The 21,353-nt window shown below is 56.9% G+C and carries 24 protein-coding genes; 14 read left to right on the top strand and 10 right to left on the bottom strand.

Annotated elements, in window-relative coordinates; translation table 11 throughout:
* Positions 1-187 precede the first annotated feature (187 nt).
* Positions 188-553, top strand: coding sequence for an inner membrane protein YbjM (gene ybjM, locus ACXKZD_RS13050; protein ID WP_010254412.1), 366 nt, complete (start codon positions 188-190; stop codon positions 551-553).
* An 87-nt stretch (positions 554-640) separates the two neighbouring features.
* Here the strand turns inward: ybjM and ACXKZD_RS13045 are convergent, their stop codons facing one another.
* Positions 641-904, bottom strand: coding sequence for a GrxA family glutaredoxin (locus tag ACXKZD_RS13045; RefSeq protein ID WP_010254413.1), 264 nt, complete (start codon positions 902-904; stop codon positions 641-643).
* 255 nt (positions 905-1,159) lie between these two features.
* On the opposite strand from ACXKZD_RS13045, the gene ACXKZD_RS13040 reads away from it, so the two are divergent.
* The 10 genes from ACXKZD_RS13040 (at position 1,160) to rlmC (ending at position 9,981) form a co-directional block, all read left to right on the top strand.
* On the top strand, positions 1,160-1,411 hold the full coding sequence (locus ACXKZD_RS13040; protein WP_010254414.1) for a DUF1418 family protein: 252 nt from the start codon (positions 1,160-1,162) through the stop codon (positions 1,409-1,411).
* Between the two features lie 16 nt (positions 1,412-1,427).
* A complete protein-coding gene (nfsA, locus tag ACXKZD_RS13035; RefSeq protein ID WP_050679485.1) occupies positions 1,428-2,150 on the top strand; it encodes an oxygen-insensitive NADPH nitroreductase in 723 nt (240 codons plus the stop codon).
* Between the two features lie 20 nt (positions 2,151-2,170).
* Positions 2,171-3,073, top strand: coding sequence for a 30S ribosomal protein S6--L-glutamate ligase (gene rimK, locus ACXKZD_RS13030; RefSeq protein WP_111533566.1), 903 nt, complete (start codon positions 2,171-2,173; stop codon positions 3,071-3,073).
* Between the two features lie 87 nt (positions 3,074-3,160).
* Positions 3,161-3,640: a YbjN domain-containing protein gene (locus tag ACXKZD_RS13025; protein ID WP_022625960.1), complete on the top strand. Its 480-nt coding sequence runs from the start codon at positions 3,161-3,163 to the stop codon at positions 3,638-3,640.
* A gap of 386 nt (positions 3,641-4,026) precedes the next feature.
* Complete coding sequence (gene potF / locus ACXKZD_RS13020; protein ID WP_488981659.1) at positions 4,027-5,136, top strand: spermidine/putrescine ABC transporter substrate-binding protein PotF; 1,110 nt, start codon at positions 4,027-4,029, stop codon at positions 5,134-5,136.
* A 122-nt stretch (positions 5,137-5,258) separates the two neighbouring features.
* Positions 5,259-6,392 carry a putrescine ABC transporter ATP-binding subunit PotG gene (potG, locus tag ACXKZD_RS13015; protein WP_010254420.1) on the top strand — a complete coding sequence of 378 codons (1,134 nt, stop codon included), beginning with the start codon at positions 5,259-5,261 and terminating at the stop codon, positions 6,390-6,392.
* Positions 6,393-6,401: 9 nt separating this feature from the next.
* Complete coding sequence (gene potH / locus ACXKZD_RS13010) at positions 6,402-7,364, top strand: putrescine ABC transporter permease PotH (protein WP_010254421.1); 963 nt, start codon at positions 6,402-6,404, stop codon at positions 7,362-7,364.
* Entirely contained in the window at positions 7,361-8,206 is an 846-nt protein-coding gene (gene potI, locus ACXKZD_RS13005) for a putrescine ABC transporter permease PotI (RefSeq protein ID WP_488981658.1), read from the top strand. The genes potH and potI overlap by 4 nt, the downstream gene beginning before the upstream one ends.
* Positions 8,207-8,281: 75 nt before the next feature.
* Positions 8,282-8,749 carry a YbjO family protein gene (locus tag ACXKZD_RS13000; protein ID WP_010254423.1) on the top strand — a complete coding sequence of 156 codons (468 nt, stop codon included), beginning with the start codon at positions 8,282-8,284 and terminating at the stop codon, positions 8,747-8,749.
* A gap of 41 nt (positions 8,750-8,790) precedes the next feature.
* Positions 8,791-9,981 (top strand): 23S rRNA (uracil(747)-C(5))-methyltransferase RlmC, encoded by a 1,191-nt coding sequence (gene rlmC, locus ACXKZD_RS12995; protein ID WP_488981657.1) that lies wholly within the window; start codon positions 8,791-8,793, stop codon positions 9,979-9,981.
* Here the strand turns inward: rlmC and ACXKZD_RS12990 are convergent.
* The 6 genes from ACXKZD_RS12990 to ACXKZD_RS12965 all read right to left on the bottom strand — a co-directional run bounded on the left by ACXKZD_RS12990 (position 9,960) and on the right by ACXKZD_RS12965 (position 14,437).
* Positions 9,960-10,691 carry an arginine ABC transporter substrate-binding protein gene (locus ACXKZD_RS12990; RefSeq protein WP_488981656.1) on the bottom strand — a complete coding sequence of 244 codons (732 nt, stop codon included), beginning with the start codon at positions 10,689-10,691 and terminating at the stop codon, positions 9,960-9,962. The genes rlmC and ACXKZD_RS12990 overlap by 22 nt on opposite strands.
* A gap of 115 nt (positions 10,692-10,806) precedes the next feature.
* Positions 10,807-11,475, bottom strand: coding sequence for an arginine ABC transporter permease ArtM (gene artM, locus ACXKZD_RS12985; protein WP_031593159.1), 669 nt, complete (start codon positions 11,473-11,475; stop codon positions 10,807-10,809).
* Positions 11,475-12,191 (bottom strand): arginine ABC transporter permease ArtQ, encoded by a 717-nt coding sequence (gene artQ, locus ACXKZD_RS12980; RefSeq protein WP_010254430.1) that lies wholly within the window; start codon positions 12,189-12,191, stop codon positions 11,475-11,477. Before artQ ends, artM begins: the two co-directional genes overlap by 1 nt.
* 6 nt (positions 12,192-12,197) lie before the next feature.
* Entirely contained in the window at positions 12,198-12,929 is a 732-nt protein-coding gene (artJ, locus tag ACXKZD_RS12975) for an arginine ABC transporter substrate-binding protein (protein ID WP_111533569.1), read from the bottom strand.
* Between the two features lie 15 nt (positions 12,930-12,944).
* On the bottom strand, positions 12,945-13,673 hold the full coding sequence (gene artP / locus ACXKZD_RS12970) for an arginine ABC transporter ATP-binding protein ArtP (protein WP_010254433.1): 729 nt from the start codon (positions 13,671-13,673) through the stop codon (positions 12,945-12,947).
* Between the two features lie 224 nt (positions 13,674-13,897).
* Positions 13,898-14,437, bottom strand: coding sequence for a lipoprotein (locus tag ACXKZD_RS12965; RefSeq protein ID WP_010254434.1), 540 nt, complete (start codon positions 14,435-14,437; stop codon positions 13,898-13,900).
* A 106-nt stretch (positions 14,438-14,543) separates the two neighbouring features.
* Between ACXKZD_RS12965 and ACXKZD_RS12960 the strand changes: the two genes are divergently transcribed.
* Both ACXKZD_RS12960 and ACXKZD_RS12955 read left to right on the top strand, forming a co-directional pair.
* Positions 14,544-14,864 carry a heavy metal-binding domain-containing protein gene (locus ACXKZD_RS12960; RefSeq protein ID WP_003849304.1) on the top strand — a complete coding sequence of 107 codons (321 nt, stop codon included), beginning with the start codon at positions 14,544-14,546 and terminating at the stop codon, positions 14,862-14,864.
* Positions 14,861-15,685 (top strand): N-acetylmuramoyl-L-alanine amidase, encoded by an 825-nt coding sequence (locus ACXKZD_RS12955; protein ID WP_488981655.1) that lies wholly within the window; start codon positions 14,861-14,863, stop codon positions 15,683-15,685. The genes ACXKZD_RS12960 and ACXKZD_RS12955 overlap by 4 nt, the downstream gene beginning before the upstream one ends.
* Before the next feature lie 4 nt (positions 15,686-15,689).
* On the opposite strand, the gene ltaE is transcribed toward ACXKZD_RS12955, so the two are convergent.
* From ltaE to ACXKZD_RS12940, 3 genes are all read right to left on the bottom strand, one after another.
* On the bottom strand, positions 15,690-16,691 hold the full coding sequence (gene ltaE, locus ACXKZD_RS12950) for a low-specificity L-threonine aldolase (protein ID WP_182504527.1): 1,002 nt from the start codon (positions 16,689-16,691) through the stop codon (positions 15,690-15,692).
* A 69-nt stretch (positions 16,692-16,760) separates the two neighbouring features.
* A complete protein-coding gene (poxB, locus tag ACXKZD_RS12945) occupies positions 16,761-18,482 on the bottom strand; it encodes a ubiquinone-dependent pyruvate dehydrogenase (protein ID WP_022625954.1) in 1,722 nt (573 codons plus the stop codon).
* Between the two features lie 130 nt (positions 18,483-18,612).
* Positions 18,613-19,512, bottom strand: coding sequence for a LysO family transporter (locus ACXKZD_RS12940; RefSeq protein WP_010669750.1), 900 nt, complete (start codon positions 19,510-19,512; stop codon positions 18,613-18,615).
* A gap of 132 nt (positions 19,513-19,644) precedes the next feature.
* On the opposite strand from ACXKZD_RS12940, the gene ACXKZD_RS12935 reads away from it, so the two are divergent.
* Positions 19,645-21,282 (top strand): DUF2813 domain-containing protein, encoded by a 1,638-nt coding sequence (locus ACXKZD_RS12935; RefSeq protein WP_488981654.1) that lies wholly within the window; start codon positions 19,645-19,647, stop codon positions 21,280-21,282.
* Positions 21,283-21,353 lie beyond the last annotated feature (71 nt).

Genomic DNA, 21,353 nt, shown 5'->3' with positions numbered 1-21,353 from the left:
AGGTGCTGTTGCATCAGTACTGCAAATGGAACCTTTACCGCGGCGCTATTCTAATCACAAATATCTTTCACAGCCATTGGCTCTTTTCATTCGTTGCCACAGCGAACTGTTTCTTTTTATTTCCATCTGAACGCATCAGGGTTATCAGCAGGTTATTGTCGGGGTTACTTTTAATCAGTGGGGTGGTATGCCGCAGCGTTCTTATCTCTGGACTACCCGCCTGTGCGGCGTGGTGTTGTACAGTCTGGTGTTTGTCTTTACCTGTCATTTCTGGCAGGTCGGTCCCGGCCCGCTTCGTGGTCAGCCCGAATTACTGCTCTTTATGTTGCCCGGTATCGTGATGGCATTGGTGCAGGTGGAAAGCCCGTTAAAAAGCACCCTGCTCATGGGATTATGGGGAACGTTACTGGCAGCACTGCTGTTAAACAGCAGCCTGTTTATCCACAGCAACGCACTCTTTGTGGTCGCATGGAGCCTCAGCGCGCTGTTCTGGGCAGGCTGCGGGGCCTTGCTGGTACGGTTGATGCAGATAGTGATGGCATCACTCAATTAAACAGTGCCGGGCGATGGATGACCGGCAGAGCGTAAAAAGGCGAGACAGGAAAACCTGGCTCGCCTTTTTCATTCCGGCTATCAGCGCTTACGCGGCAAATCCCAGATTCTCTTTGGTCCAGGCCGCAAACTCGGTGTAGCCACCGATATGTTTTTCGTCGACGAAAATCTGTGGCACGGTGCTGACCGGTTTACCGGCGCTCGCTTCCAGGTCGGCTTTAGTAATGCCTTCTGCGTTAATATCGACATACTGGTAGCTAAAATCATCACGTTCAGCGGTTAGTTTGTCGGCCAGTTCATGGGCACGCACACAGTAGGGACAGCCCGGACGACCAAAAATAACAGCAATCATTGAAAACTCCTTGCAGCGACTATTATGTGATGTGTATCACACAATGAAACAGAGAATGGCAACCATGATGCCCGCTCGTATCGCTTAAGGAAAGCAGGATTTGCCTGTTAGTCTGATGCCCGCACGCTATCGCTGCCCGGTCAGGAAGCCTCTGAATCAGAGGCTTTTTCGCGCCGGCAGCCCGTGTATCTCGCGCAATTTTTGGGTTGTTGACCATAATTGACGCTCAGTCAGCCGCTAAGGCAGGAGGATATCATGCAGAGTGTAGCCAGATTACCCCGGTTTGTGGTGGTGCTGGAGGCGGCTGGCGGCCTGTTAATCGTGGCCGCGCTGCTGCTGATCAACCACTGGCTTCCGCTGCCAGACAAGGCGGATGTAAAAACGCTGGCCACTGTGCTGTTTATTGCTGGCGTGGTTCTGATGCTGCCTGCTGCCTGGCTGTTAATGTGGCGCACCGCGAAAGCGATAGCACCACAGCTGTTTAATCAAACTGACAAAAAAAGATAATATTGCTGGAGACTTTATGACACCGACCATTGATTTACTGTGCAGCCATCGTTCAATCCGCGCCTTTACTGACCAGCCGGTCAGCGAAGCACAGCGTGAAGCGATTATTACTGCGGCGCAATCGGCGTCCACATCCAGTTTTTTACAGTGTTCTTCCATTATCCGTATCACCGACAAAGCCCTGCGCGACAAGCTGGTGACGCTGACGGGCGGACAGACCTGGGTCGCGGATGCGCCTGAGTTCTGGATATTCTGCGCTGACTTTAATCGCCACCTGCAGATTTGCCCTGATGCGCAGCTGGGTCGTGCCGAGCAGTTGCTGCTGGGCTGCGTCGATACCGCGCTGATGGGTCAGAATGCCATGGTCGCGGCGGAATCGCTGGATCTGGGCGGCGTCTTTATCGGCGGAATCCGTAACAGTATCGTGGAAGTAACCGAACTGCTGGGCCTGCCGAAATTTGTTCTGCCGTTGTTTGGTTTTTGCCTGGGCCATCCGGAGTCAAAGCCGGACGTCAAACCGCGTATGCCGCACGCGATGCTGGTGCATGAGAACCGCTATCAGCCGCTGGATCCGGCGGTACTGGCCGAATACGATAGCCGCACAGAACTCTATTATCAGCAGCGCGGCAGCAACCAGCGCAGCGAAACCTGGAGTGAGCTGATCCAGCGCCTGATCATTAAAGAGACGCGTCCGTTTATGCTCGATTATCTGCATCAGCAGGGCTGGGCCACGCGTTAAGCCAGTAAGGGAGAGCAGCGATGAAGATAGCTATCCTGTCACGTGATGAGACGCTCTACTCCAGTCGGCGACTGCGTGAGGAGGCCGCCGCACGCGGCCACCAGGTCCGGATCATCGATCCGCTCTCCTGCTATATGAATATTAATCCCGCCTCACCAGCGGTTCACTACTGTGGTGAACCGCTGGGCCATTTTGATGCGGTTATCCCGCGCATCGGCAACCCTATCACTTTTTATGGCACGGCCGTGCTGCGACAGTTTGAGATGTGCGGCAGCTATCCGCTGAATGAGTCCGCCGCCATTACCCGCACCCGTGACAAATTGCGCTCGCTGCAGCTGCTGGCACGGGAAGGCATCGACATGCCGGTCACCGGCTTTGCCTCCTCACCCGATGACACCGCTGATCTGATCGCCCTGGTCGGCGGTGCGCCGCTGGTGGTCAAGCTGGTGGAGGGCACCCAGGGCATTGGCGTGGTGCTGGCGGAAACGCGGCAGGCGGCAGAAAGCGTTATCGATGCCTTTCGCGGCCTGAATGCCCATATTCTGGTGCAGGAGTTTATTAAAGAAGCGCAGGGTCGTGATGTTCGCTGTCTGGTGATTGGCAATCAGGTGGTGGCAGCGATTGAGCGGGTGGCGAAAGAGGGCGACTTTCGCTCTAATCTGCATCGCGGCGGCAAAGCTTATCCGGTCGTCATTACGCAACAGGAGCGCCAGATCGCCGTGAAAGCGGCGGCTACGCTCGGGCTGGAAGTGGCGGGCGTCGATATTCTGCGCGCCCATCGCGGCCCGCTGGTGATGGAAGTTAACGCCTCGCCCGGTCTTGAAGGCATTGAAACCAGCAGTGACCTTAACATCGCCGCCCTGATGATCGAGCGGATTGAGCAGCAGGCCATCCCCGGGCTCCGTCCTAAAACCGCTGGCTGACACGCGCTTTTCAGCGGTTTTCATGGCATCGTCGCGCATTTTTCCGTAAGCTAAGTCGCCTGTTTATCACCCCACTGGGATTTTACGATGGATTCTCTTGTCGTTCCGGATATCGACCTGCTGCGTCGCTGGCTGGATCAGCAAAATATCACCTGGTTCGAATGCGATGCCTGTCAGGCACTTCATCTGCCGCACATGCAAAACTTCGATGGGGTGTTTGACGCCAAAATCGATCTGGTCGACAACGTCATTCTGTTTTCGGCGCTGGCTGAAGTGAAGCCGACGGCGCTGATTCCACTGGTTGGCGATTTGTCGCAGATCAATGCCAGTTCGCTGACGGTGAAAGCATTTATCGACATTCAGGATGATAATCTGCCGAAACTCATTGTCTGTCAGTCAATGATTACCACCGCCGGGTTAACCTTTGGTCAGTTCTCGCACTTTATGAAACAGAGTGAAGAGCAGATCTCGATGGTGATCCTGGAAGCCTTTGCCAACAATCTGTTGATTGTGGGCGAAGAAGAAGAGCACGTTCCGGTGACCAGCGTTCATTCTGTGCTGCACTAGCCAGACATGGTCACACACTAAGCCGTCCCTGAGACGGCTTTTTTATGCCCGCCATCCGCTGCCGCGATAATTTTTTATTCTGCATTTTGCCCTTTAACGCCAGATATTAGTCGTGGTTTATGCCATCAAAGCCGAACCTCATAGCTCAAACATGCATAAAATATCGCTTTCAGGCGTTTTTTACGCTGGGGTCTGGTGAAGCCTGACCGGGGGGGCTATGCTTGCGGGGCTGTAACAGGCGCGTAACTGCGCCTCAGCTATAGGTTTTTGCTATTAAACTCCCGCTGAATAATGATTCATTGTGTCACTGACGTCTTGTACAGAACGCAATGCAGGGATCTCTGGTTTGCAGCGTTGTAATGACCCGCTCAGGAGGATGGAAAAATATGTTCAACTCACGTCAGAAATGGCTGTCAGCTGTGGTAGCTGCTGCGCTGATGGCCGCATCGGCCAGCAGCATGGCGGAAGATAAAACGCTGCACGTCTACAACTGGTCCGATTATATTTCGCCAGATACCGTGCCGAACTTAGAAAAGCAGTCCGGCATCAAAGTGGTCTTCGATGTGTTTGACTCCAACGAAGTCCTGGAAGGCAAACTGATGGCGGGCAGCACCGGCTATGATGTGGTGGTGCCATCCTCCAGCTTCCTGGCGCGTCAGCTGCAGTCCGGGGTATTCCAGCCGCTGGATAAGAGCAAACTGCCTAACTACAAAAACCTCGATCCGGCGCTGATGGAGAAAGTGGCGCAGCACGATCCGGGTAATAAATATGCCATTCCTTATCTGTGGGGCACCACCGGTATCGGCTACAACGTCGACAAGGTCAAGGCCGCACTGGGCGCCGATGCGCCGGTCAACAGCTGGGATCTGGTGCTGAAGCCGGAAAACCTGGAGAAGCTGAAAAGCTGCGGCGTCTCCTTCCTGGATGCGCCAGAAGAGATTTTCGCCACGGTGCTCAACTATCTGGGCAAAGATCCTAACACCTCTGATGCCAAAGAGTATTCCGGCGCGGCCACTGACCTGCTGCTGAAACTGCGTCCGAATATCCGCTACTTCCATTCGTCGCAGTACATCAACGATCTGGCCAACGGTAACATCTGCGTCGCTATTGGCTGGTCGGGCGATATTCTGCAGGCGAAAAACCGTGCTGATGCGGCGAAAAATGGCGTGCATCTGGGCTACAGCGTACCGAAAGAGGGCGCACTGGCCTTCTTCGATATGATGGCGATCCCGAAAGATGCGAAAAATCTCGATGGTGCTTACGCCTGGCTGAACTACATCATGGATCCGAAAGTGATCGCCGATGTCTCCAACAAAATGAACTACGCCAACGGCAACAAAGCGTCGCTGCCGTTGATCAATGCCGACGTCCGCAACAACCCGGGTATCTTCCCGACGCCTGAAGCGATGTCGAAATTGTTTGTGCTGAAAGTCCAGGATCCAAAACTGGATCGTGTGCGTACGCGCGCATGGACTAAAGTAAAAAGTGGTAAGTAATTCGTCCTTAACGGATTGACCTGTCATGAATCAGCAACAGAGGCGCGGTGTCTGCCTCTGTTGTGCCATTTTTAGCGGCAAATTTTGTCGCCATGTTCCGCCTGGCTCCGGAGAGAACCTTTGTGAACGATGCCATTCCCCGTCCTCAAAATAAAACCGCAAAGGCGTTAACGCCACTGCTGGAAATTCGCAATCTGACCAAATCCTTTGACGGGCAACACGCCGTGGATGATGTCAGCCTGACTATTTATAAAGGTGAGATCTTTGCCCTGCTGGGCGCATCGGGCTGTGGTAAATCAACGCTGCTGCGCATGCTGGCCGGTTTTGAGCCGCCAACCAGCGGGCAGATTGTGCTGGATGGCCAGGATCTGTCCCACGTTGCTCCCTATCAGCGCCCGATCAACATGATGTTCCAGTCCTACGCGCTGTTTCCCCACATGACGGTGGAGCAGAATATCGCCTTTGGTCTGAAACAGGATCGGCTGCCGAAAGGGGAGATCACCAGCCGGGTAGCAGAGATGCTGGCGCTGGTGCATATGCAGGAGTTTGCTAAACGCAAACCGCACCAGCTCTCCGGTGGTCAGCGTCAGCGTGTGGCGCTGGCCCGCAGCCTGGCGAAACGGCCAAAACTGCTGCTACTGGATGAGCCGATGGGGGCACTGGACAAGAAGCTGCGCGACAGGATGCAGCTGGAAGTGGTCGATATTCTGGAGCGTGTTGGCGCCACCTGTGTGATGGTGACGCACGATCAGGAAGAGGCGATGACCATGGCGGGCCGTATCGCGATTATGAATCGCGGCAAGTTCGTGCAGATTGGCGAGCCGGAGGAGATCTACGAGCATCCTACCAGCCGCTACAGCGCGGAATTTATCGGTTCGGTTAACGTCTTCGAAGGCTTACTGCGTGAACGTCAGGCGGATGGCCTGGTGATCGACAGTCCCGGCCTGATGCATCCGCTGAAAGTCGACTCCGATGTCTCGGTGGTGGATAACGTTCCGGTCCATGTCGCACTGCGCCCGGAAAAAGTGATGTTGTGCGATGAGGTGCCTGCCGATGGCTGTAACTTTGCGGTGGGTGAAGTGGTCCACATCGCCTATCTCGGCGACCTCTCTATCTTCCATGTCCGTCTGCACAGCGGACAGATGATCAGCGCACAGTTGCAAAACGCGCATCGCTACCGCAAAGGGTTGCCGACCTGGGGTGATGAAGTCCGCCTCTGCTGGGAATGCGACAGCTGCGTGGTGTTGACGGTTTAAGGAGCGGCTATGAGCCAGATTTTCCAACGCGCTAAAGCGCCTGCCCGACTGGTCGGCACGCCGCTGCAACGCTGGGCCACGCGGATAAAAATGCAGCATGGCCGCAAGCTGGTGATCGCCTTACCTTATGTCTGGCTGGTGCTGTTGTTTCTGCTGCCGTTTCTGACGGTGCTGAAGATCAGCTTCGCGGACATTGCGCGTGCGATTCCCCCCTACACCGAGCTGGTGAGCTGGGCTGATGACCAGTTCAGCATTGTGCTCAATTTCGGCAACTACCTGACGCTGACCGACGATCCGCTCTACGTCGATGCCTATCTGCAGTCGCTGAAAGTGGCGGCGATCTCCACGGTGATCTGTCTGCTGATTGGCTACCCGCTTGCCTGGGCCGTGGCGCACAGCAAGCCATCCATGCGCACCATTCTGCTGCTGCTGGTGATCCTGCCGTCGTGGACCTCATTTCTGGTGCGCGTCTACGCCTGGATGGGGCTGCTTAACAACAACGGTATCCTGAACCGGTTCCTGCTGTGGCTGGGTGTGATCGATCATCCGCTGGTGATCCTCTACACCAATACAGCGGTCTATATCGGTATCGTCTACTGCTATCTGCCGTTTATGGTGCTGCCAATCTACACCGCGCTGACCCGCATTGATTACTCGCTGGTGGAAGCCTCACTGGATCTGGGTGCGCGTCCGCTGAAGACCTTTTTCAGCGTGATTGTCCCGCTGACAAAAGGGGGCATTATCGCCGGATCGATGCTGGTGTTTATCCCGGCGGTGGGGGAGTACGTGATCCCTGAACTGCTGGGTGGCCCGGACAGCATCATGATTGGCCGCATCCTGTGGCAGGAGTTCTTTAACAACCGCGACTGGCCGGTGGCCTCTGCGCTGGCGGTCATCATTCTGCTGATCCTGATTCTGCCGATCATCTGGTTCCATAAGCATCAAAACCGTGAAATGGGAGAAAAGGCATGAATAATTTGCCAACCATTCGCTCACCCTGGCGTACCGGTATTCTGGTCTGCTGCTTCCTGTTCCTCTATGCGCCGATGCTGTTGCTGGTGGTTTACTCCTTCAACAGTTCACCGCTGGTGACGGTGTGGGAGAGCTTCTCGTTCCACTGGTACAGGGTGCTCTTCCAGGACAGCGCGATGATTGACGCCGTGCTGCTGAGTCTGAGCATTGCCGGTCTCTCCGCCACCATGGCGGTGGTGCTGGGCACGCTGGCGGCGGTAATTATCGTGCGCTTTGGTCGCTTCCGTGGCCACAACGGTTTTGCCTTTATGCTGACCGCGCCGCTGGTGATGCCCGACGTCATCACCGGACTGTCGCTGCTGCTGCTGTTTGTGGCAATGGGCAACGCCTTTGGCTGGCCGAGCGAACGCGGCATGCTGACCATCTGGCTGGCCCACGTCACCTTCTGTACCGCCTATGTGGTCGTGGTGATTAACTCGCGTCTGCGTGAGCTGGACCGCTCCATCGAAGAGGCGGCGATGGATTTAGGCGCAACGCCGCTGAAGGTCTTTTTTGTGATTACCGTGCCCATGATTGCACCGGCTATTGTGACCGGCTGGCTGCTGGCGTTTACCCTGTCACTCGACGATCTGGTGATTGCCAGCTTTGTGACCGGGCCGGGTGCCACCACATTGCCGATGGCGATCTTCGCCACCGTGCGACGCGGCGTTAACCCGGAAATCAATGCGCTGGCTTCATTGATCCTGTTTGTGGTCGGTTTAGTGGGTTTTATCGCCTGGCGGGTGATGGCACACGAAGAAAAACAACGTTTAAGCGATATTCAGAAAGCTAAACGTGGCTGAAATCCGTAACCTTTGCCACTATATGAACGGGCCGGTCTGACCGGCCCGTTTTTCGATCAGGTGGAGTCACGGACTATGTCAGAAATCTTCAAAAGCAGTGCCACGCTTTCAATCGCGCCGGTTCCGGTGACGGTTGCGGGCATTGCTATTATTGCGACCCGCTGCCTGAGCGTCCTGATGCTGGCAAACGAGCTGGGTTACAGTGAACTCGCCAATTTTGTTCACCGCAGCGCCCAGTCCTGGGACGCGACACTCATCTTTGTCGCCAGCCAGCTGATCTTCCTGTTCGAACTGCGCTGCGCCTTTACCCTGATGCGCGGCAGTAACCGTGGACGCTGGGGCTATGTGGCGACGCAGGTGATTGTGCTCAGCTATATGCTGGTCGCCTCGCTGGGCTGGATCTACCCCGAGATTTTCAGCATTGATGGCGACAATAACGTCCAGATTATCCACCATACCCTGTCGCAGAAAATCCCCGATCTGCTGGTGCTCCTGCTGCTGTTTCTGCCTGCCAGCAGCCGCGCTTTTTTCAGGAAGCGATGATACAATCGCGCTCCGCCCGACCCGATCGTTAAGGCTTTACCATGCACTGCGCGCTTTATGACGCTAACCGTTGCCGCTCCTGTCAGTGGCTGGAAAAACCCTATCCCACTCAGCTGAACGACAAACAGTCGATGCTGGAACAGTTACTGGCTGAGCAGCCGGTCACTGCCTGGTTGCCGCCGGTCACCTCACCGCAGCAGGCATTTCGTAATAAAGCCAAAATGGTGGTGAGTGGCAGCGTAGAGCGTCCGGTGCTGGGATTAATCCATCGTGATGGTGAAGCTGTGGATCTGTGCGATTGTCCGCTCTATCCCGCCAGCTTCCAGCCGGTTTTTGCTGCACTTAAGCCCTTTATCGCCCGTGCCGGACTGACGCCCTATAACGTGGCGCGCAAACGCGGCGAACTCAAATTCCTGCTGATAACCGAAAGCCAGCAGGGCGGCGTGATGCTGCGCTTTGTCCTGCGTTCAACCGCGAAACTGGAACAGCTGCGCGCCGCATTGCCGTGGCTGCAACAGCAACTGCCGCAGCTGGCGGTGATCTCTGCCAATATTCAGCCGGTGCATATGGCGATTCTGGAGGGGGAAGAGGAGATTGCGCTGACGCCCGCGCAGTCGCTGGCAGAGAACTTCAACGGCGTGCCGCTGTGGATCCGCCCGCAAAGCTTCTTCCAGACCAACCCGCAGGTTGCCAGCGCACTCTATGCCACCGCGCGCGACTGGGTCAGGGCGCTGCCGGTCAACAGCATGTGGGATCTCTTCTGCGGCGTAGGCGGTTTTGGTCTGCACTGCGCGACAGCGGAGATGGAACTGACGGGCATTGAGATCAGCGCCGAGGCGATAAAATGCGCCCAGCGTTCCGCTGAGATGCTGGGGCTGGAAAAAGTGCAGTTTGCGGCGCTGGATTCTACGGCGTTTGCGACCGGACGCGATGCGGTGCCGCAGCTGGTGCTGGTTAATCCGCCGCGTCGTGGAATTGGTGAGGCGCTGTGCGACTATCTCAGCCAGATGGCCCCGGATTATCTGCTCTATTCAAGCTGTAATCCGCAGACCATGGCGCAGGATATTGCCCGACTGAGTGCCTATGAGGTGACGAAGGTGCAACTGTTCGATATGTTTCCACACACCGCCCATTTTGAAGTGCTGACGCTGTTAACCCGCCGTCAGCACGAGTCCGGGAAAGCATCGTCAGAGGTAGCCTCAGCCGGTAATCACTCCGGGAACCACTTCTGATTAAGCTGCTGCCAGCTGCCGTTGGCTTTCAGTTCGTTCAGCGCCTGATTGAACTGATCGCGAAGCGCCGTATTGCCTTTGCGTACGGCAATGCCGAGACCGGTGCCAAAGTAGTCCGCATCCGTAACATGTTCACCGACAGTGGCGAGATCCGCATTGGTCTTCAGCCACTGATTCATCACCGCGCTGTCGCCAAACACGCCATCCAGCCGGCCACTCTTCATATCCAGAATCGCATTCTGATAGCTGTCATAGGCCACCACTTTCACTTCCGGATGCTTATCCTGCAGGTACTTCTGGTGAGTGGTGCCGTTTTCCACGCCAATGCGCTTGCCCTTAAGCTCAGCAAAGCTGCTGAACTGGCCTTTACGGGCGATCACGATGGCGGAGTTAGCGTAATAAGGCTGGGTAAAATCGACCTGCTTGCTGCGCTCAGTGGTGATATCCATGCCGGAAATCACCGCGTCATAGCGGCGGAACTTCAGTGACGGGATCAGGCTGTCGAAGGCATTGTTGGTAAAGGTACACTCCGCTTTCATCTGCTGGCACAGCGCTTTGGCCAGATCGATATCGAATCCCACCAGGTTATTTTCCCGATCCAGGGATTCAAACGGCGGGTAGGTCGCTGAGGCGGCGAAGCGAATCTTTTCCGCTGCCTGGGCGGTAAGTGCCAGCGAAGCCAGCGCAGCGGCAACAATCCATTTTTTCATTTTATGATTCCTGTGATGTGGTCAGCCAGAGAAGGCGATACCCTGCCATAAAATGCATTTTTATGCAATTAGTGTGATTTTTCAGGCGAAAAGGGCGAGGGGCCTCGCCCGGATATCAGTTACGTCGTTCGAAGGCCAGGGCGCGCTTTTCGATCAGCCGCATCATCAGCGTCAGCAAACCGTTAACGCAGAGATAAACCAGACCCGCCGCGGCATAGACTGTGATGTCGTAGGTGCGGCCATAGAGCAACTGGCCGTGGCCCATGACTTCCATCAGTGTGATGGTGTAGGCCAGCGAGGTGCCTTTGAACACCAGCACCACTTCATTGGAGTAGGAGGAGAGGGCGCGTTTAAATGCATATGGCAGCAGAATGCGCAGCGTATCTTTGCGGCTCATGCCGAGCGCGGCACACGATTGCCACTGTCCGGAAGGAATCGCACGCACCGCACCGTAAAACAGCTGCGTGGTGTAAGCCGCGCTGTTCAGCGACAGCGCCAGCATCGCGCACAGCCAGGGCTGCGACAGTAAATGCCACAGCCAGGGGATCTGCTGGATCGAGGGAAACTGTCCCGGACCGTAATAGATCAGGAAGATCTGCACCAGCAGCGGTGTGCCGGTAAACAGTGTAATAAAGCCTTTGACCAGCGGGTTGAACACCGGCGTTTTCAGCGACAGCACCACGGTGAAGAGCAGCGCCAGCAGCAGGGCCACGACCAGCGATGCTGCCGTCAGCGTCAGGCTGGTATGCAACCCTTTCAGGAGTTCAGGCAGATAGGCCAGCATTAGCTGTTCCCCCGTTCAAAGCGGGTGGTGCGCAGTTCGATGCGGCGTAACACCGCCTGGCTGAACAGCGTGATCACTAAGTAGATAGCGGCCGCCACCAGGAACCAGGTAAACGGCTCCTGCGTGCGGGTGGCAATACTTTTGGTTTGCAGCATCAGATCGTTGACGCTAATCAGCGAGACCAGCGCGGTATCTTTCAGCAGCACCAGCCACTGATTGCCCAGACCGGGCAGGGCGTGACGCCACATCTGCGGCATAATCAGCCGGAGAAAGATGGCCGATTTTTTCATGCCCAGCGCCTGACCCGACTCCCACTGACCCATCGGCACCGCTTTCAGCGCGCCGCGCAGCGTCTGCGAGGCGTAGGCGGCATAGAGCATCGCCAGCGCTATCACACCGCACAGGAACGGACTGACGTCGAAGTTTTCAATTTCTACCTGTATCGGTAACTGAAACAGGCCGAAATTCAGGGTGAAGCCGTCAGAGAGGGTGAGCAGCAGCTGTGAGGCGCCAAAATAGATAAACAGCACCACCAGAATTTCCGGCAGGCCACGGATCAGCGTTACCAGGCCGGTGCCAATCCACGCCAGCGGTTTCAGGCGCAGTGACTCCCAGCCAGCGAAAATCATCGCCAGCACCAGGCCAGCGATGAGAGCACAAACAGCAAGGCCGACGGTCATGCCGGCGGCGCTTGCGAGGGTCATCATTTCATTCATCAGAGATTACTGCTGGAACCATTTGCTGTAGATGGTTTTGTACGTGCCGTCTGCTTTGATCTTATCCAGCGCGCCATTGAATTTGGTCTGCAGCTCGGTGTTACCGGTACGTACCGCAATGCCCAGGCCGGTACCAAAGTAGGCTTTGTCCGTGACTTTCTCACCAACGGCAGCCAGCGCGGCATTCTGCTTCAGCCATTCGTTGACGACTGCGGTGTCACCGAACACAGCATCAATACGGCCATTTTTCAGATCCAGCACCGCATTCTGATAGCTGTCGTAAGGAACGGTGGTGATTTCGTTGTGTTTCTCAGTCAGGTATTTCTGATGGGTGGTGCCGTTCTGGACGCCAACCCGCTTGCCTTTCAGCGCTTCCACGCTGGCGACTTTGCCTTTCTGGGCAACAAACAGCGCGGAGTTGTCGTAGTAAGGCTTGGTGAACAGGACCTGTTTTTCACGATCTGGCGTGATATCCATGCCCGCCATCACCGCATCAAAACGACGGAATTTCAGGCTTGGGATCAGGCTGTCGAACGCCTGATTGGTGAAGGTGCAGGTCGCGTCAATCTCTTTACACAGCGCATTGGCCAGATCGACATCAAAGCCCTGAATCTTGTTGTCCGCATCCACAAACTCAAAAGGAGGATAAGAGGCTTCGGTCGCAAAACGAATCGTCTGTGCCGCCGTAGCGCTCAGGCTAAAACCAGCAAGCAGTGCAGCAAGTACCATTTTTTTCATTTTTAGCATCCTGACTTAGTGCGAAAGATAGTGAGCAAACGCCTCGGTTTGCGGCTGTGTAAAGCGGCTGGCATCGCCCTGTTCCACAATGTGACCGTTCTCCATATAGACGACGCGGCTGGCCGTTTTACGTGCCACCTCCACTTCATGGGTCACAATCACCTGGGTAATGCGGGTCTGGGCCAGTTCGCGAATGATACTGACAATCTGTGCGGTAATTTCAGGGTCCAGCGCGGCTGTCGGCTCATCGAACAGCAGCACCTGCGGCTCCATCATCAGCGCGCGGGCAATTGCCACACGCTGCTGCTGACCACCGGAGAGATGCAGCGGAAAGCGATCGCTGTAGGGCGTCAGGCGCAGCCGGTCAAGCAGCTTGTCGGCGCGGGCGCGGGCGTCACTTTTGCTGAGACCCAGTACCCGGCAGGGCGCTTCAATCAGATTCTGCAGCACGGTAAGATGCGGCCAGAGATTGTACTGCTGAAACACCATACCGACGTTCTGACGCAGTTCGCGAATCGCAGCATCGGAGGGTTTCTGACTGAAGTCGAACTGATTACCGGCAATCTGCAACTGACCTGAACGCGGTTGCTCCAGCAGGTTAAGCACCCGCAGCAGCGAACTCTTACCCGCACCGCTGGGACCCAGCAGTACCAGGGTCTCGCCTTGCGGACACTCAAGGTTAATGTCGAACAGCGCCTGATGAGCACCGTAGAAGCAGTTTATTGCGTTTAGTTGAATACTCATGCGCCAGATTTGAATAGCTATTAGTGTCGCGGATTTTAACGTCACCAGAATAGTTATGCAAATAAGGTGGGTTAAAATTTGTAAAACAGCAGGCTAACCGCAAAAGCTTAGCACAATATCATGTACTGCCTGGGGTCAGCCCACTGCAGCGGGACGGGCGGCGGAAATAAAAAAAGCGCAGCGCCCGGGGGCGACTGCGCTTCTCTGAACGGTTAAGCCTGAGGTTATTTTTTCGATTTCTCAAGCATCTGGCTCAGGCTGCCACCCTCTGCATGCGCAGGGTTGGCCATGTAGCGCACATCATCCACCACCCAGCAACTGCCCTGATGGATCATCAGCACTTCATCCTGCCACTGCTTGCCGTCGCGGCTCAGATCGACCCGCAGCGGGATGTTGCGTGCATCGCGGTTCGGAATGGTGGAGGCATCAGCGACGCTGGCGGCGGTCGGACCCTGTGACAGGCTGGAGAAGAGATCGCCATTGCGCCACTGTGCGCCTGCATTGCTGCCGCTGGCCGCCTGCAATGAGTGGTACAGCGCATCACTCAGGTAAGGGCGATATTTTGCCAGGGTGTTGCTGTCGGGCAGACCCTGCGTAGGCTGTTCGATACGCAGGTCGTAAAACTGCTGGGCCACCTGGTCAGGACCGCCTTCAATGCACGGTGCGGTACGTGGGCCATTATCCTTAATCACTGGCTCAACGGTGGTACAGGCGCTGAGCAGCAGGGCCGCCGGGATCATTAGCGCAAACGCGTTGTTTCTCATCTCGATTTCCTTATGGTTCTCTGGCAAGGTGCCCTTTTTAGCATAGAGTATAGCCGTGCTTTTTAGTCGAAAGAGCCTTAGCCCGGTTTTCAACAAGGAGAATGCGATGAAATTTTCAACAACCCCCACGCTGGAAGGTCACAGCATCAGCGAATATTGTGGCGTCGTCACCGGTGAAGCGATTCTGGGTGCCAACATCTTCCGTGACTTTTTCGCTGGCATCCGTGATGTGGTCGGTGGCCGCTCCGGTGCTTACGAGAAAGAGCTGCGTAAAGCGCGAGAGATCGCGTTTGAAGAGCTGGAGGAGCAGGCAAAAGCGCTGGGCGCCAACGCCGTGGTCGGTATCGATATTGACTACGAAACAGTCGGCAAAGATGGCAGCATGCTGATGGTGAGCGTCAGCGGCACGGCGGTGATCATTCGTTGAAACGGTGGCTGTGGCTGATACTGGCGCTGCTGCTGGCGGGCTGCCAGTCCGGGATAGAATCCCGTGACGGCTACTGGGCCGATCTGCGGCATCCGGCGCAGGGCGCGCGACCGCGGGTGAAGGTTATAGTGATCCACTACACCGCCGAAGATTTTTCTTCGTCGCTGGCGACCCTGACCGATAGGGAAGTCAGCACCCACTATCTGATCCCCCGCCAGCCGCCACAGCGCGCCGGGAAAGGCGTTATCTGGCAACTGGTGCCGGAGCAGCAGCTCGCCTGGCATGCCGGTCCAAGCTTCTGGCGCGGAGCCAGCCGCATCAATGACACATCGATTGGTATCGAACTGGTGAACCAGGGTTATCGCCGGACCCTGACAGGTCTTGAATGGCAGCCATTTACCGCTGCGCAGATCACCACGCTGGAGGCGCTGCTGCGCGATATTGCACAGCGCTACGGCATCGCACCGGAAAATATTGTCGGTCACAGTGATATCGCGCCGCAGCGTAAGCAGGATCCCGGCCCACTCTTTCCGTGGCATCAGCTGGCCCAGCGCGGAATGGGTGCCTGGCCCGATGCCGGACGAGTGCAGTTTCATTTAGCGGGTCAGGATCCGCACGCGGTGGTACCCGTGGAGCCACTACTGGAACGTTTACAGCGCTATGGCTATCCCATAACGGCAGAGATGAGCGCGCGTGAACAGCAGAGGGTAATCGCCGCGTTTCAGATGCATTTCCGGCCTGCGGATTATCGCGGGCAGCCCGATGCAGAAACCGCCGCGATAGCTGCCGCGCTACTGGATAAATATGGCGCGGCGCAATAGCGGATTATTGGTGTAAAAACGCCTTCCAGTGGGCGACGACCTGCGCCAGTGCCGCACGATCAGCATCCAGATGGGTGACCAGACGAGTGCGGGTTCCTGCGCTGATTAACACCCCGCGCGCCTTCATCCACTCACCTAATGGTTTGACCTGGGCTTCCGGCACCGCCACAAACAGCATGTTGGTCTGCTGATCGATGACCTGAACGCCCAGCTCATGCAACTGCTGTCCCAGCCAGGCGGCATTGTCATGATCCTCCTGCAGCCGCGCCACGTTGTGTTCTAACGCATAGAGACCCGCCGCCGCCAGAATACCGGCCTGGCGCATGCCGCCGCCGGTCATTTTACGCCAGCGACGTGCGCGCTCAATCAGCGCCGTGTCGCCACACAGCAGAGAACCGACAGGCGTGCCCAGACCTTTAGAGAGACAGATGGTCAGGGTGTCGCAGTAGCGGGCAATCGCCGCCAGCGTGGTCTGCTGCGCGACTACCGCATTGAAAATGCGTGCGCCATCAATGTGCAGCGCCAGCTGGTGCTCGCGGGTAAAGGTCCACGCCTGTTCCAGATACGCCAGCGGCAAAACTTTACCGTGATGCGTGTTCTCCAGACTCAGCAGGCGGGTGCGGGCAAAGTGAATGTCGTCCGGCTTAATGGCGGCCGCTACTACGTCGAGCGGCAGCGTACCATCGTCGACGGCCAGAATCGGCTGTGGCTGAATACTGCCCAGTACTGCCGCGCCGCCCGCCTCATATTTGTAGTTGTGCGCCTGCTGACCCACGATATATTCATCGCCGCGTTCGCAATGGCTGAGTAGCGCTACCAGATTCGCCTGGGTGCCGGTCGGGAAAAACAGCGCCGCTGCTTTGCCGCTCAGCCGTGCGGCTTCCGCCTCCAGCGCATTTACGGTGGGGTCGTCACGGTAGACGTCATCACCGGTTTCGGCAGACATCATCGCGCTTAACATGGCGGCGCTGGGCCGGGTTACGGTATCACTGCGTAAATCGATCACCCTATGCTCCTGAACGTGGCGGAAGAAAAAAAAGGCGGGCATCGCGCCCGCCTGGATGGAGTCTCTGTTTTACCGCAGCCAGTTGGTTTTCGCCAGTTCTACCACCTCATCACCGCGACCATTCATAATGGCGCGCAGCATGTAGAGACTGAAGCCTTTAGCCTGTTCCATTTTGATCTCCGGCGGCATCGCCAGTTCCTCTTTGGCGGTAATGACATCCACCAGCACCGGGCCATCGTGGGCAAACGCCTGCTCCAGCGCGCCATTGAGATCGGATGCCTTTTCCACCCGGATGCCCCGGATACCGCAGGCCTCGGCGATAGCGGCAAAGTCAGGATTCTCCAGCTCGGTGCCATCGGTGAGATAGCCACCCGCTTTCATCTCCATCGCCACAAAGCCCAGCACGCTGTTGTTGAAGATCACCAGTTTGACCGGCATTTTCAGTTGCGCCAGCGAGATAAAATCCCCCATCAGCATGCTGAAGCCGCCGTCGCCACACAGTGCCACCACCTGACGATTGCGATCAATCGACTGCGCGCCCAGCGCCTGTGGCATCGCGTTCGCCATTGAGCCGTGGTTAAACGAACCCAGCAGGCGACGTCTGCCGTTCATCTTCAGATAGCGCGCCGCCCAGACGGTCGGTGTCCCGACATCGCAGGTAAAGATGGCGTCATCACTGGCGTAGTGGCTGATCTGCTGTGCCAGATATTGCGGATGGATCGGCTGCTTATCGTTGGGCTGCGCCAGTTCGTCCAGACTTTTGCGCGCCTCGCCATAGTGCTTAACCGCGCTGTCGAGATGGCTGCGATCGCTTTTGTGCGTCAGTTGCGGCAGCAGCGCCTGCAGTGTGCTTTTCACATCGCCGACATAGGCCTGATCGACGTGACAATGTGACCCAAGGCTGCCCGGATTGATGTCGATCTGGATGATTTTAGCCTTTTCCGGATAGAAGGCGCGATAGGGGAACTGCGTGCCCAGCAATACCAGCGTCCCGGCATTCATCATAGCGTGGAAACCGGATGAGAAACCGATCAGACCGGTCATGCCGACATCATAAGGGTTGTCATATTCGATGTGTTCTTTGCCGCGCAGCGCATGGACGATAGGGGCTTTCAGCGCTTCTGCCAGCGCCACCACCTCCTGATGCGCTCCGGCGCAGCCACTGCCGCACAGCAGCGTAATATCGCTGGCTTCGTTCAGCGTCTGCGCCAGCTGCGCCAGTTCGGCGGGCTGTGGCAGGACCTGCGGCAACTGTGGCGGATACCATTCCGCGCTGGCGCTCTCTGGCGCCAGTTTAAGCGCGACATCCCCAGGCAGCACCACCACCGAGACGCCACGATTCAGAATCGCTTTACGCATCGCGATGCCCAGCACCTGCGGTAGCTGCTCAGGGTTCGAAACCAGTTCGCAGTAGTGGCTGCATTCGCGGAACAGCTCCTGCGGATGAGTTTCCTGAAAATAGCCGCTGCCGATTTCGCTGGAGGGAATATGTGCCGCAATCGCCAGAACAGGAACGCGGTTACGATGGCAATCGAATAGACCGTTGATCAGATGTAAGTTGCCTGGCCCACAGGAGCCGGCGCAGACCGCCAGTTCACCGCTGATGTGCGCTTCCGCGCCCGCTGCAAATGCGGCGACTTCTTCATGGCGTGTCGGCATCCATTCAATGGTGCCCATGCGATTAAGACTGTCGCTCAGGCCGTTAAGGGAATCCCCGGTGACGCCCCAGATGCGTTTTACGCCCGCGCTTTCCAGCGTTTTGGCGACCAGCGCCGCGACGGTTTGTTTCATGCTCTTCTCCTTTGTCGGCCCGCCCTGAAGAGTGACGTGACCAGAACCGAAAAAAGAAGCGTAGACGACACGGCAGAAAAGCAGGCGTGAAAAAATGCGCTGGCAGAGCTCAGCGCATATCAGACAGGATTCAGGCGGAGAAGAGGGCGATAAGAATCGGGGCCAGCAGGCTCATCACAAAGCCGTGCACAATGGCGGCCGGGACGATCTCATTGCCGCCCGCCCGCTGCAGCACCGGCAGGGTAAAGTCCATTGAAGTTGCGCCACACAGGCCCAGTGCGCTGGAGCGATGACGGCCAATCAGCGCCGGAATGAGCATGATTGCCACCAGTTCACGTATCAGGTCGTTGAAGAAGGCGGCGCTGCCGATGACCGGACCAAAAGCTTCGGTCATCAGAATGCCGGAGAGAGAGTACCAGCCAAAACCACTGGCTAACGCCAGACCGGTTTTCAGCGGCACGCCCAGCAGCAACGCCGCAATCATGCCGCCGATAAGCGCGCTGACCAGCACCACGCTGGCAACCAGCAGGCCACGACGGTTCAGGATAATCTGACGCAGCGTCATGCCGCTGCCGCGCAGCTGAATGCCCACCAGAAACAGCAGGAAGATCAGCGCATATTCGCTGGCCGTCGAGGCGTGGTGCAGCAGTGGCCACTGGGTCAGGCCAAGCAGAAAACCGATGACAACCACGCCGCACAGCTTCAGAGAGTCCAGCGCCATATGCAGCCGCGAGGGCAGTTTCTCCTGCCGGTGTGCATGCTGCCAGGGGGCATATTTTTCCAGCCCGCGCAGCGCCAGCAGGTTGCACAGCAAAATACAGAAGGCCGCTACCAGCGCGGTGTGAAATACCGCCAGCAGATTGCTGCTCAGGTTGTCGAGAAAGGCCAGGCTGATGCCCATAAAGAACAGAATGACGTAAACCATCCAGCCCAGCAGCTGATTGACCCGGCGCAGGGTTGAAGTTTGACGGAACGGTAGCAGCCAGCCGGCGATCAGCGGCAGCAGAATAATCAGGAGTCCGGAGTACATAGCGATAAGGGCCATCCATGGTGGAAGAGGCCACACGCTAGCGAAAAAGCGTAACGGAGTAAACCCTGAGAAAGCGGCTTGACCGGCTCGCTGGCGGCAACCATGCTGTTTATAAACTGAGGATGGACGCCTATGATTCTGGAACATATCGACATTCGCGGTTTCCGCGGCATCAATAAGCTCTCACTGCCTTTAACCCAGACCAATCTGCTGATTGGTGAGAACGCCTGGGGCAAATCCAGTCTGCTGGATGCCCTGAGCCTGTTACTTTCGCCCCATGAACCGGCCTATGTTTTTACCGAGGCTGATTTCCATTTCACCCCAGGCGATGTGACCGATGCGATGCGCCGTCTGTCGGTGGTGTTCCACTTTCGCGATGACGGCAACGACCCGGATGCGGTGCTCTCAACCTTCTGGCAGCGTGATGCTCAGGGCCAGCGTCAGCTCTGTTACAGCGTCAGCGCCACCTGGCGTGACAGCGGTATCGAAACCCGCCGCCGTTTTGTTGACCTGAACTATCAGCTGTTGCCTGAGCAGAACTGCGCGGCGGCCATCGATCTTTTGCTGAGACGGTATCCGGTTTTGCGATTGCGCGATGCGCGTTTCAGTAAGCGGATGCGGAGTAGTGCACCGCTCCCCACCGCACATCCTGAGCTACTGGCGGGTATGGAGACGCTGGCGCGCGATCTGGAGCACCATCCGCAACAGCTCAGCGATGAGGTGCTGCGGCAGGGGCTGAAGACGATGCAGCAACTGATGCAGCACTACTTTCTGGTGCAGCCGCCCGATGCGGGCAACGAGGTCAGGCTACGGGACCCGCAGACGCGCGAGGGGGGACAGGGATGGCGGGCGCTGGATCACCTGAATCAGCTGATTGCCGGAACCGACTCCCGCAGCCGTCAGCTGATACTGCTGCAGATGTTTACCCTGCTGATTGAGGCACGAGGAGACGTCCCGCTGGCCGCCGGTGCCCGCCCGCTGCTGCTGATTGAAGATCCGGAAACCCGGCTGCATCCGATTATGCTGTCGGTAGCATGGAATCTGCTGAGGCTGCTGCCGCTGCAAAAAATCGCCACCACTAATTCGCCGGAGCTGCTGTCGCAGGTGCCGGTGGAAAACGTCTGTCGTCTGGTGCGTGGACCCTCGCGCGTAGCGGCCTGGCGCATCGGTCCAGAGGGACTGAGTGCCGAAGAGAGCCGGCGCATCGGCTTCCATATTCGGGTCAACCGGCCTGCTGCACTGTTTGCCCGTTGCTGGCTGCTGGTGGAGGGAGAAACCGAAGTCTGGATCATGAATGAGCTGGCGCAGCAGTGCGGTTACAACTTCGCTGCTGAAGGCGTGAAGGTGATTGAGTTTGCGCAGTCGGGGTTAAAACCGCTACTGAAGTTTGCCCGGCGCATGGGTATCGCCTGGCATGTCCTGACTGACGGTGATCAGGCGGGGAATAAATATGCCTGTACGGCACGCACTCAGTTACAGCCGGGTGAACCGGAGCCGCGCTTTCTGACGCAGTTACCGGCGCTGGATATGGAAAATTTTCTCTATCAGCACGGCTTTCAGGATGTCTATCATCAGATGGCGCACCTGCCGTTAAACGTTCCGATGAGTTCCAGGCGTATTATTACTAAAGCGATTCACCAGAGCTCCAAGCCGGAACTGGCGATCGCAGTGGCTACGTCGGCGGCGGAACGCGGGCCAGAAGCCATCCCGCCATTGATGCGGCAGATGTTTGCCCGGGTGATTGGACTGGCGCAGGGCCAGGCAGATTAGGTGACATCAAACAGGAAAATGCCAGCGGCACTGGCTGGCATTTTTGGGTCTTTGTTCAGAAAGGCGATATG

It is taken from the genome of Pantoea sp. ABR1s (genome assembly GCF_057812235.1).
This window is presented reverse-complemented; position numbering and strand designations above follow the sequence as displayed.

Excerpts from the sequence above, each read along its gene's own strand:
- artP (WP_010254433.1), bottom strand. The coding sequence starts at position 13,673 with ATGAGTATTCAACTAAACGCAATAAACTGCTTCTACGGTGCTCATCAG.
- ACXKZD_RS12990 (WP_488981656.1), bottom strand. The coding sequence starts at position 10,691 with ATGAAAAAATGGATTGTTGCCGCTGCGCTGGCTTCGCTGGCACTTACC.
- ybjM (WP_010254412.1), top strand. The coding sequence starts at position 188 with ATGCCGCAGCGTTCTTATCTCTGGACTACCCGCCTGTGCGGCGTGGTG.
- potH (WP_010254421.1), top strand. The coding sequence starts at position 6,402 with ATGAGCCAGATTTTCCAACGCGCTAAAGCGCCTGCCCGACTGGTCGGC.
- ACXKZD_RS13000 (WP_010254423.1), top strand. The coding sequence starts at position 8,282 with ATGTCAGAAATCTTCAAAAGCAGTGCCACGCTTTCAATCGCGCCGGTT.
- ACXKZD_RS12960 (WP_003849304.1), top strand. The coding sequence starts at position 14,544 with ATGAAATTTTCAACAACCCCCACGCTGGAAGGTCACAGCATCAGCGAA.
- ACXKZD_RS12965 (WP_010254434.1), bottom strand. The coding sequence starts at position 14,437 with ATGAGAAACAACGCGTTTGCGCTAATGATCCCGGCGGCCCTGCTGCTC.
- artJ (WP_111533569.1), bottom strand. The coding sequence starts at position 12,929 with ATGAAAAAAATGGTACTTGCTGCACTGCTTGCTGGTTTTAGCCTGAGC.
- nfsA (WP_050679485.1), top strand. The coding sequence starts at position 1,428 with ATGACACCGACCATTGATTTACTGTGCAGCCATCGTTCAATCCGCGCC.
- rimK (WP_111533566.1), top strand. The coding sequence starts at position 2,171 with ATGAAGATAGCTATCCTGTCACGTGATGAGACGCTCTACTCCAGTCGG.
- potI (WP_488981658.1), top strand. The coding sequence starts at position 7,361 with ATGAATAATTTGCCAACCATTCGCTCACCCTGGCGTACCGGTATTCTG.
- rlmC (WP_488981657.1), top strand. The coding sequence starts at position 8,791 with ATGCACTGCGCGCTTTATGACGCTAACCGTTGCCGCTCCTGTCAGTGG.
- poxB (WP_022625954.1), bottom strand. The coding sequence starts at position 18,482 with ATGAAACAAACCGTCGCGGCGCTGGTCGCCAAAACGCTGGAAAGCGCG.
- ACXKZD_RS13025 (WP_022625960.1), top strand. The coding sequence starts at position 3,161 with ATGGATTCTCTTGTCGTTCCGGATATCGACCTGCTGCGTCGCTGGCTG.
- potF (WP_488981659.1), top strand. The coding sequence starts at position 4,027 with ATGTTCAACTCACGTCAGAAATGGCTGTCAGCTGTGGTAGCTGCTGCG.
- ACXKZD_RS12940 (WP_010669750.1), bottom strand. The coding sequence starts at position 19,512 with ATGTACTCCGGACTCCTGATTATTCTGCTGCCGCTGATCGCCGGCTGG.
- ACXKZD_RS12935 (WP_488981654.1), top strand. The coding sequence starts at position 19,645 with ATGATTCTGGAACATATCGACATTCGCGGTTTCCGCGGCATCAATAAG.
- ACXKZD_RS13040 (WP_010254414.1), top strand. The coding sequence starts at position 1,160 with ATGCAGAGTGTAGCCAGATTACCCCGGTTTGTGGTGGTGCTGGAGGCG.
- artQ (WP_010254430.1), bottom strand. The coding sequence starts at position 12,191 with ATGAATGAAATGATGACCCTCGCAAGCGCCGCCGGCATGACCGTCGGC.
- ACXKZD_RS13045 (WP_010254413.1), bottom strand. The coding sequence starts at position 904 with ATGATTGCTGTTATTTTTGGTCGTCCGGGCTGTCCCTACTGTGTGCGT.
- artM (WP_031593159.1), bottom strand. The coding sequence starts at position 11,475 with ATGCTGGCCTATCTGCCTGAACTCCTGAAAGGGTTGCATACCAGCCTG.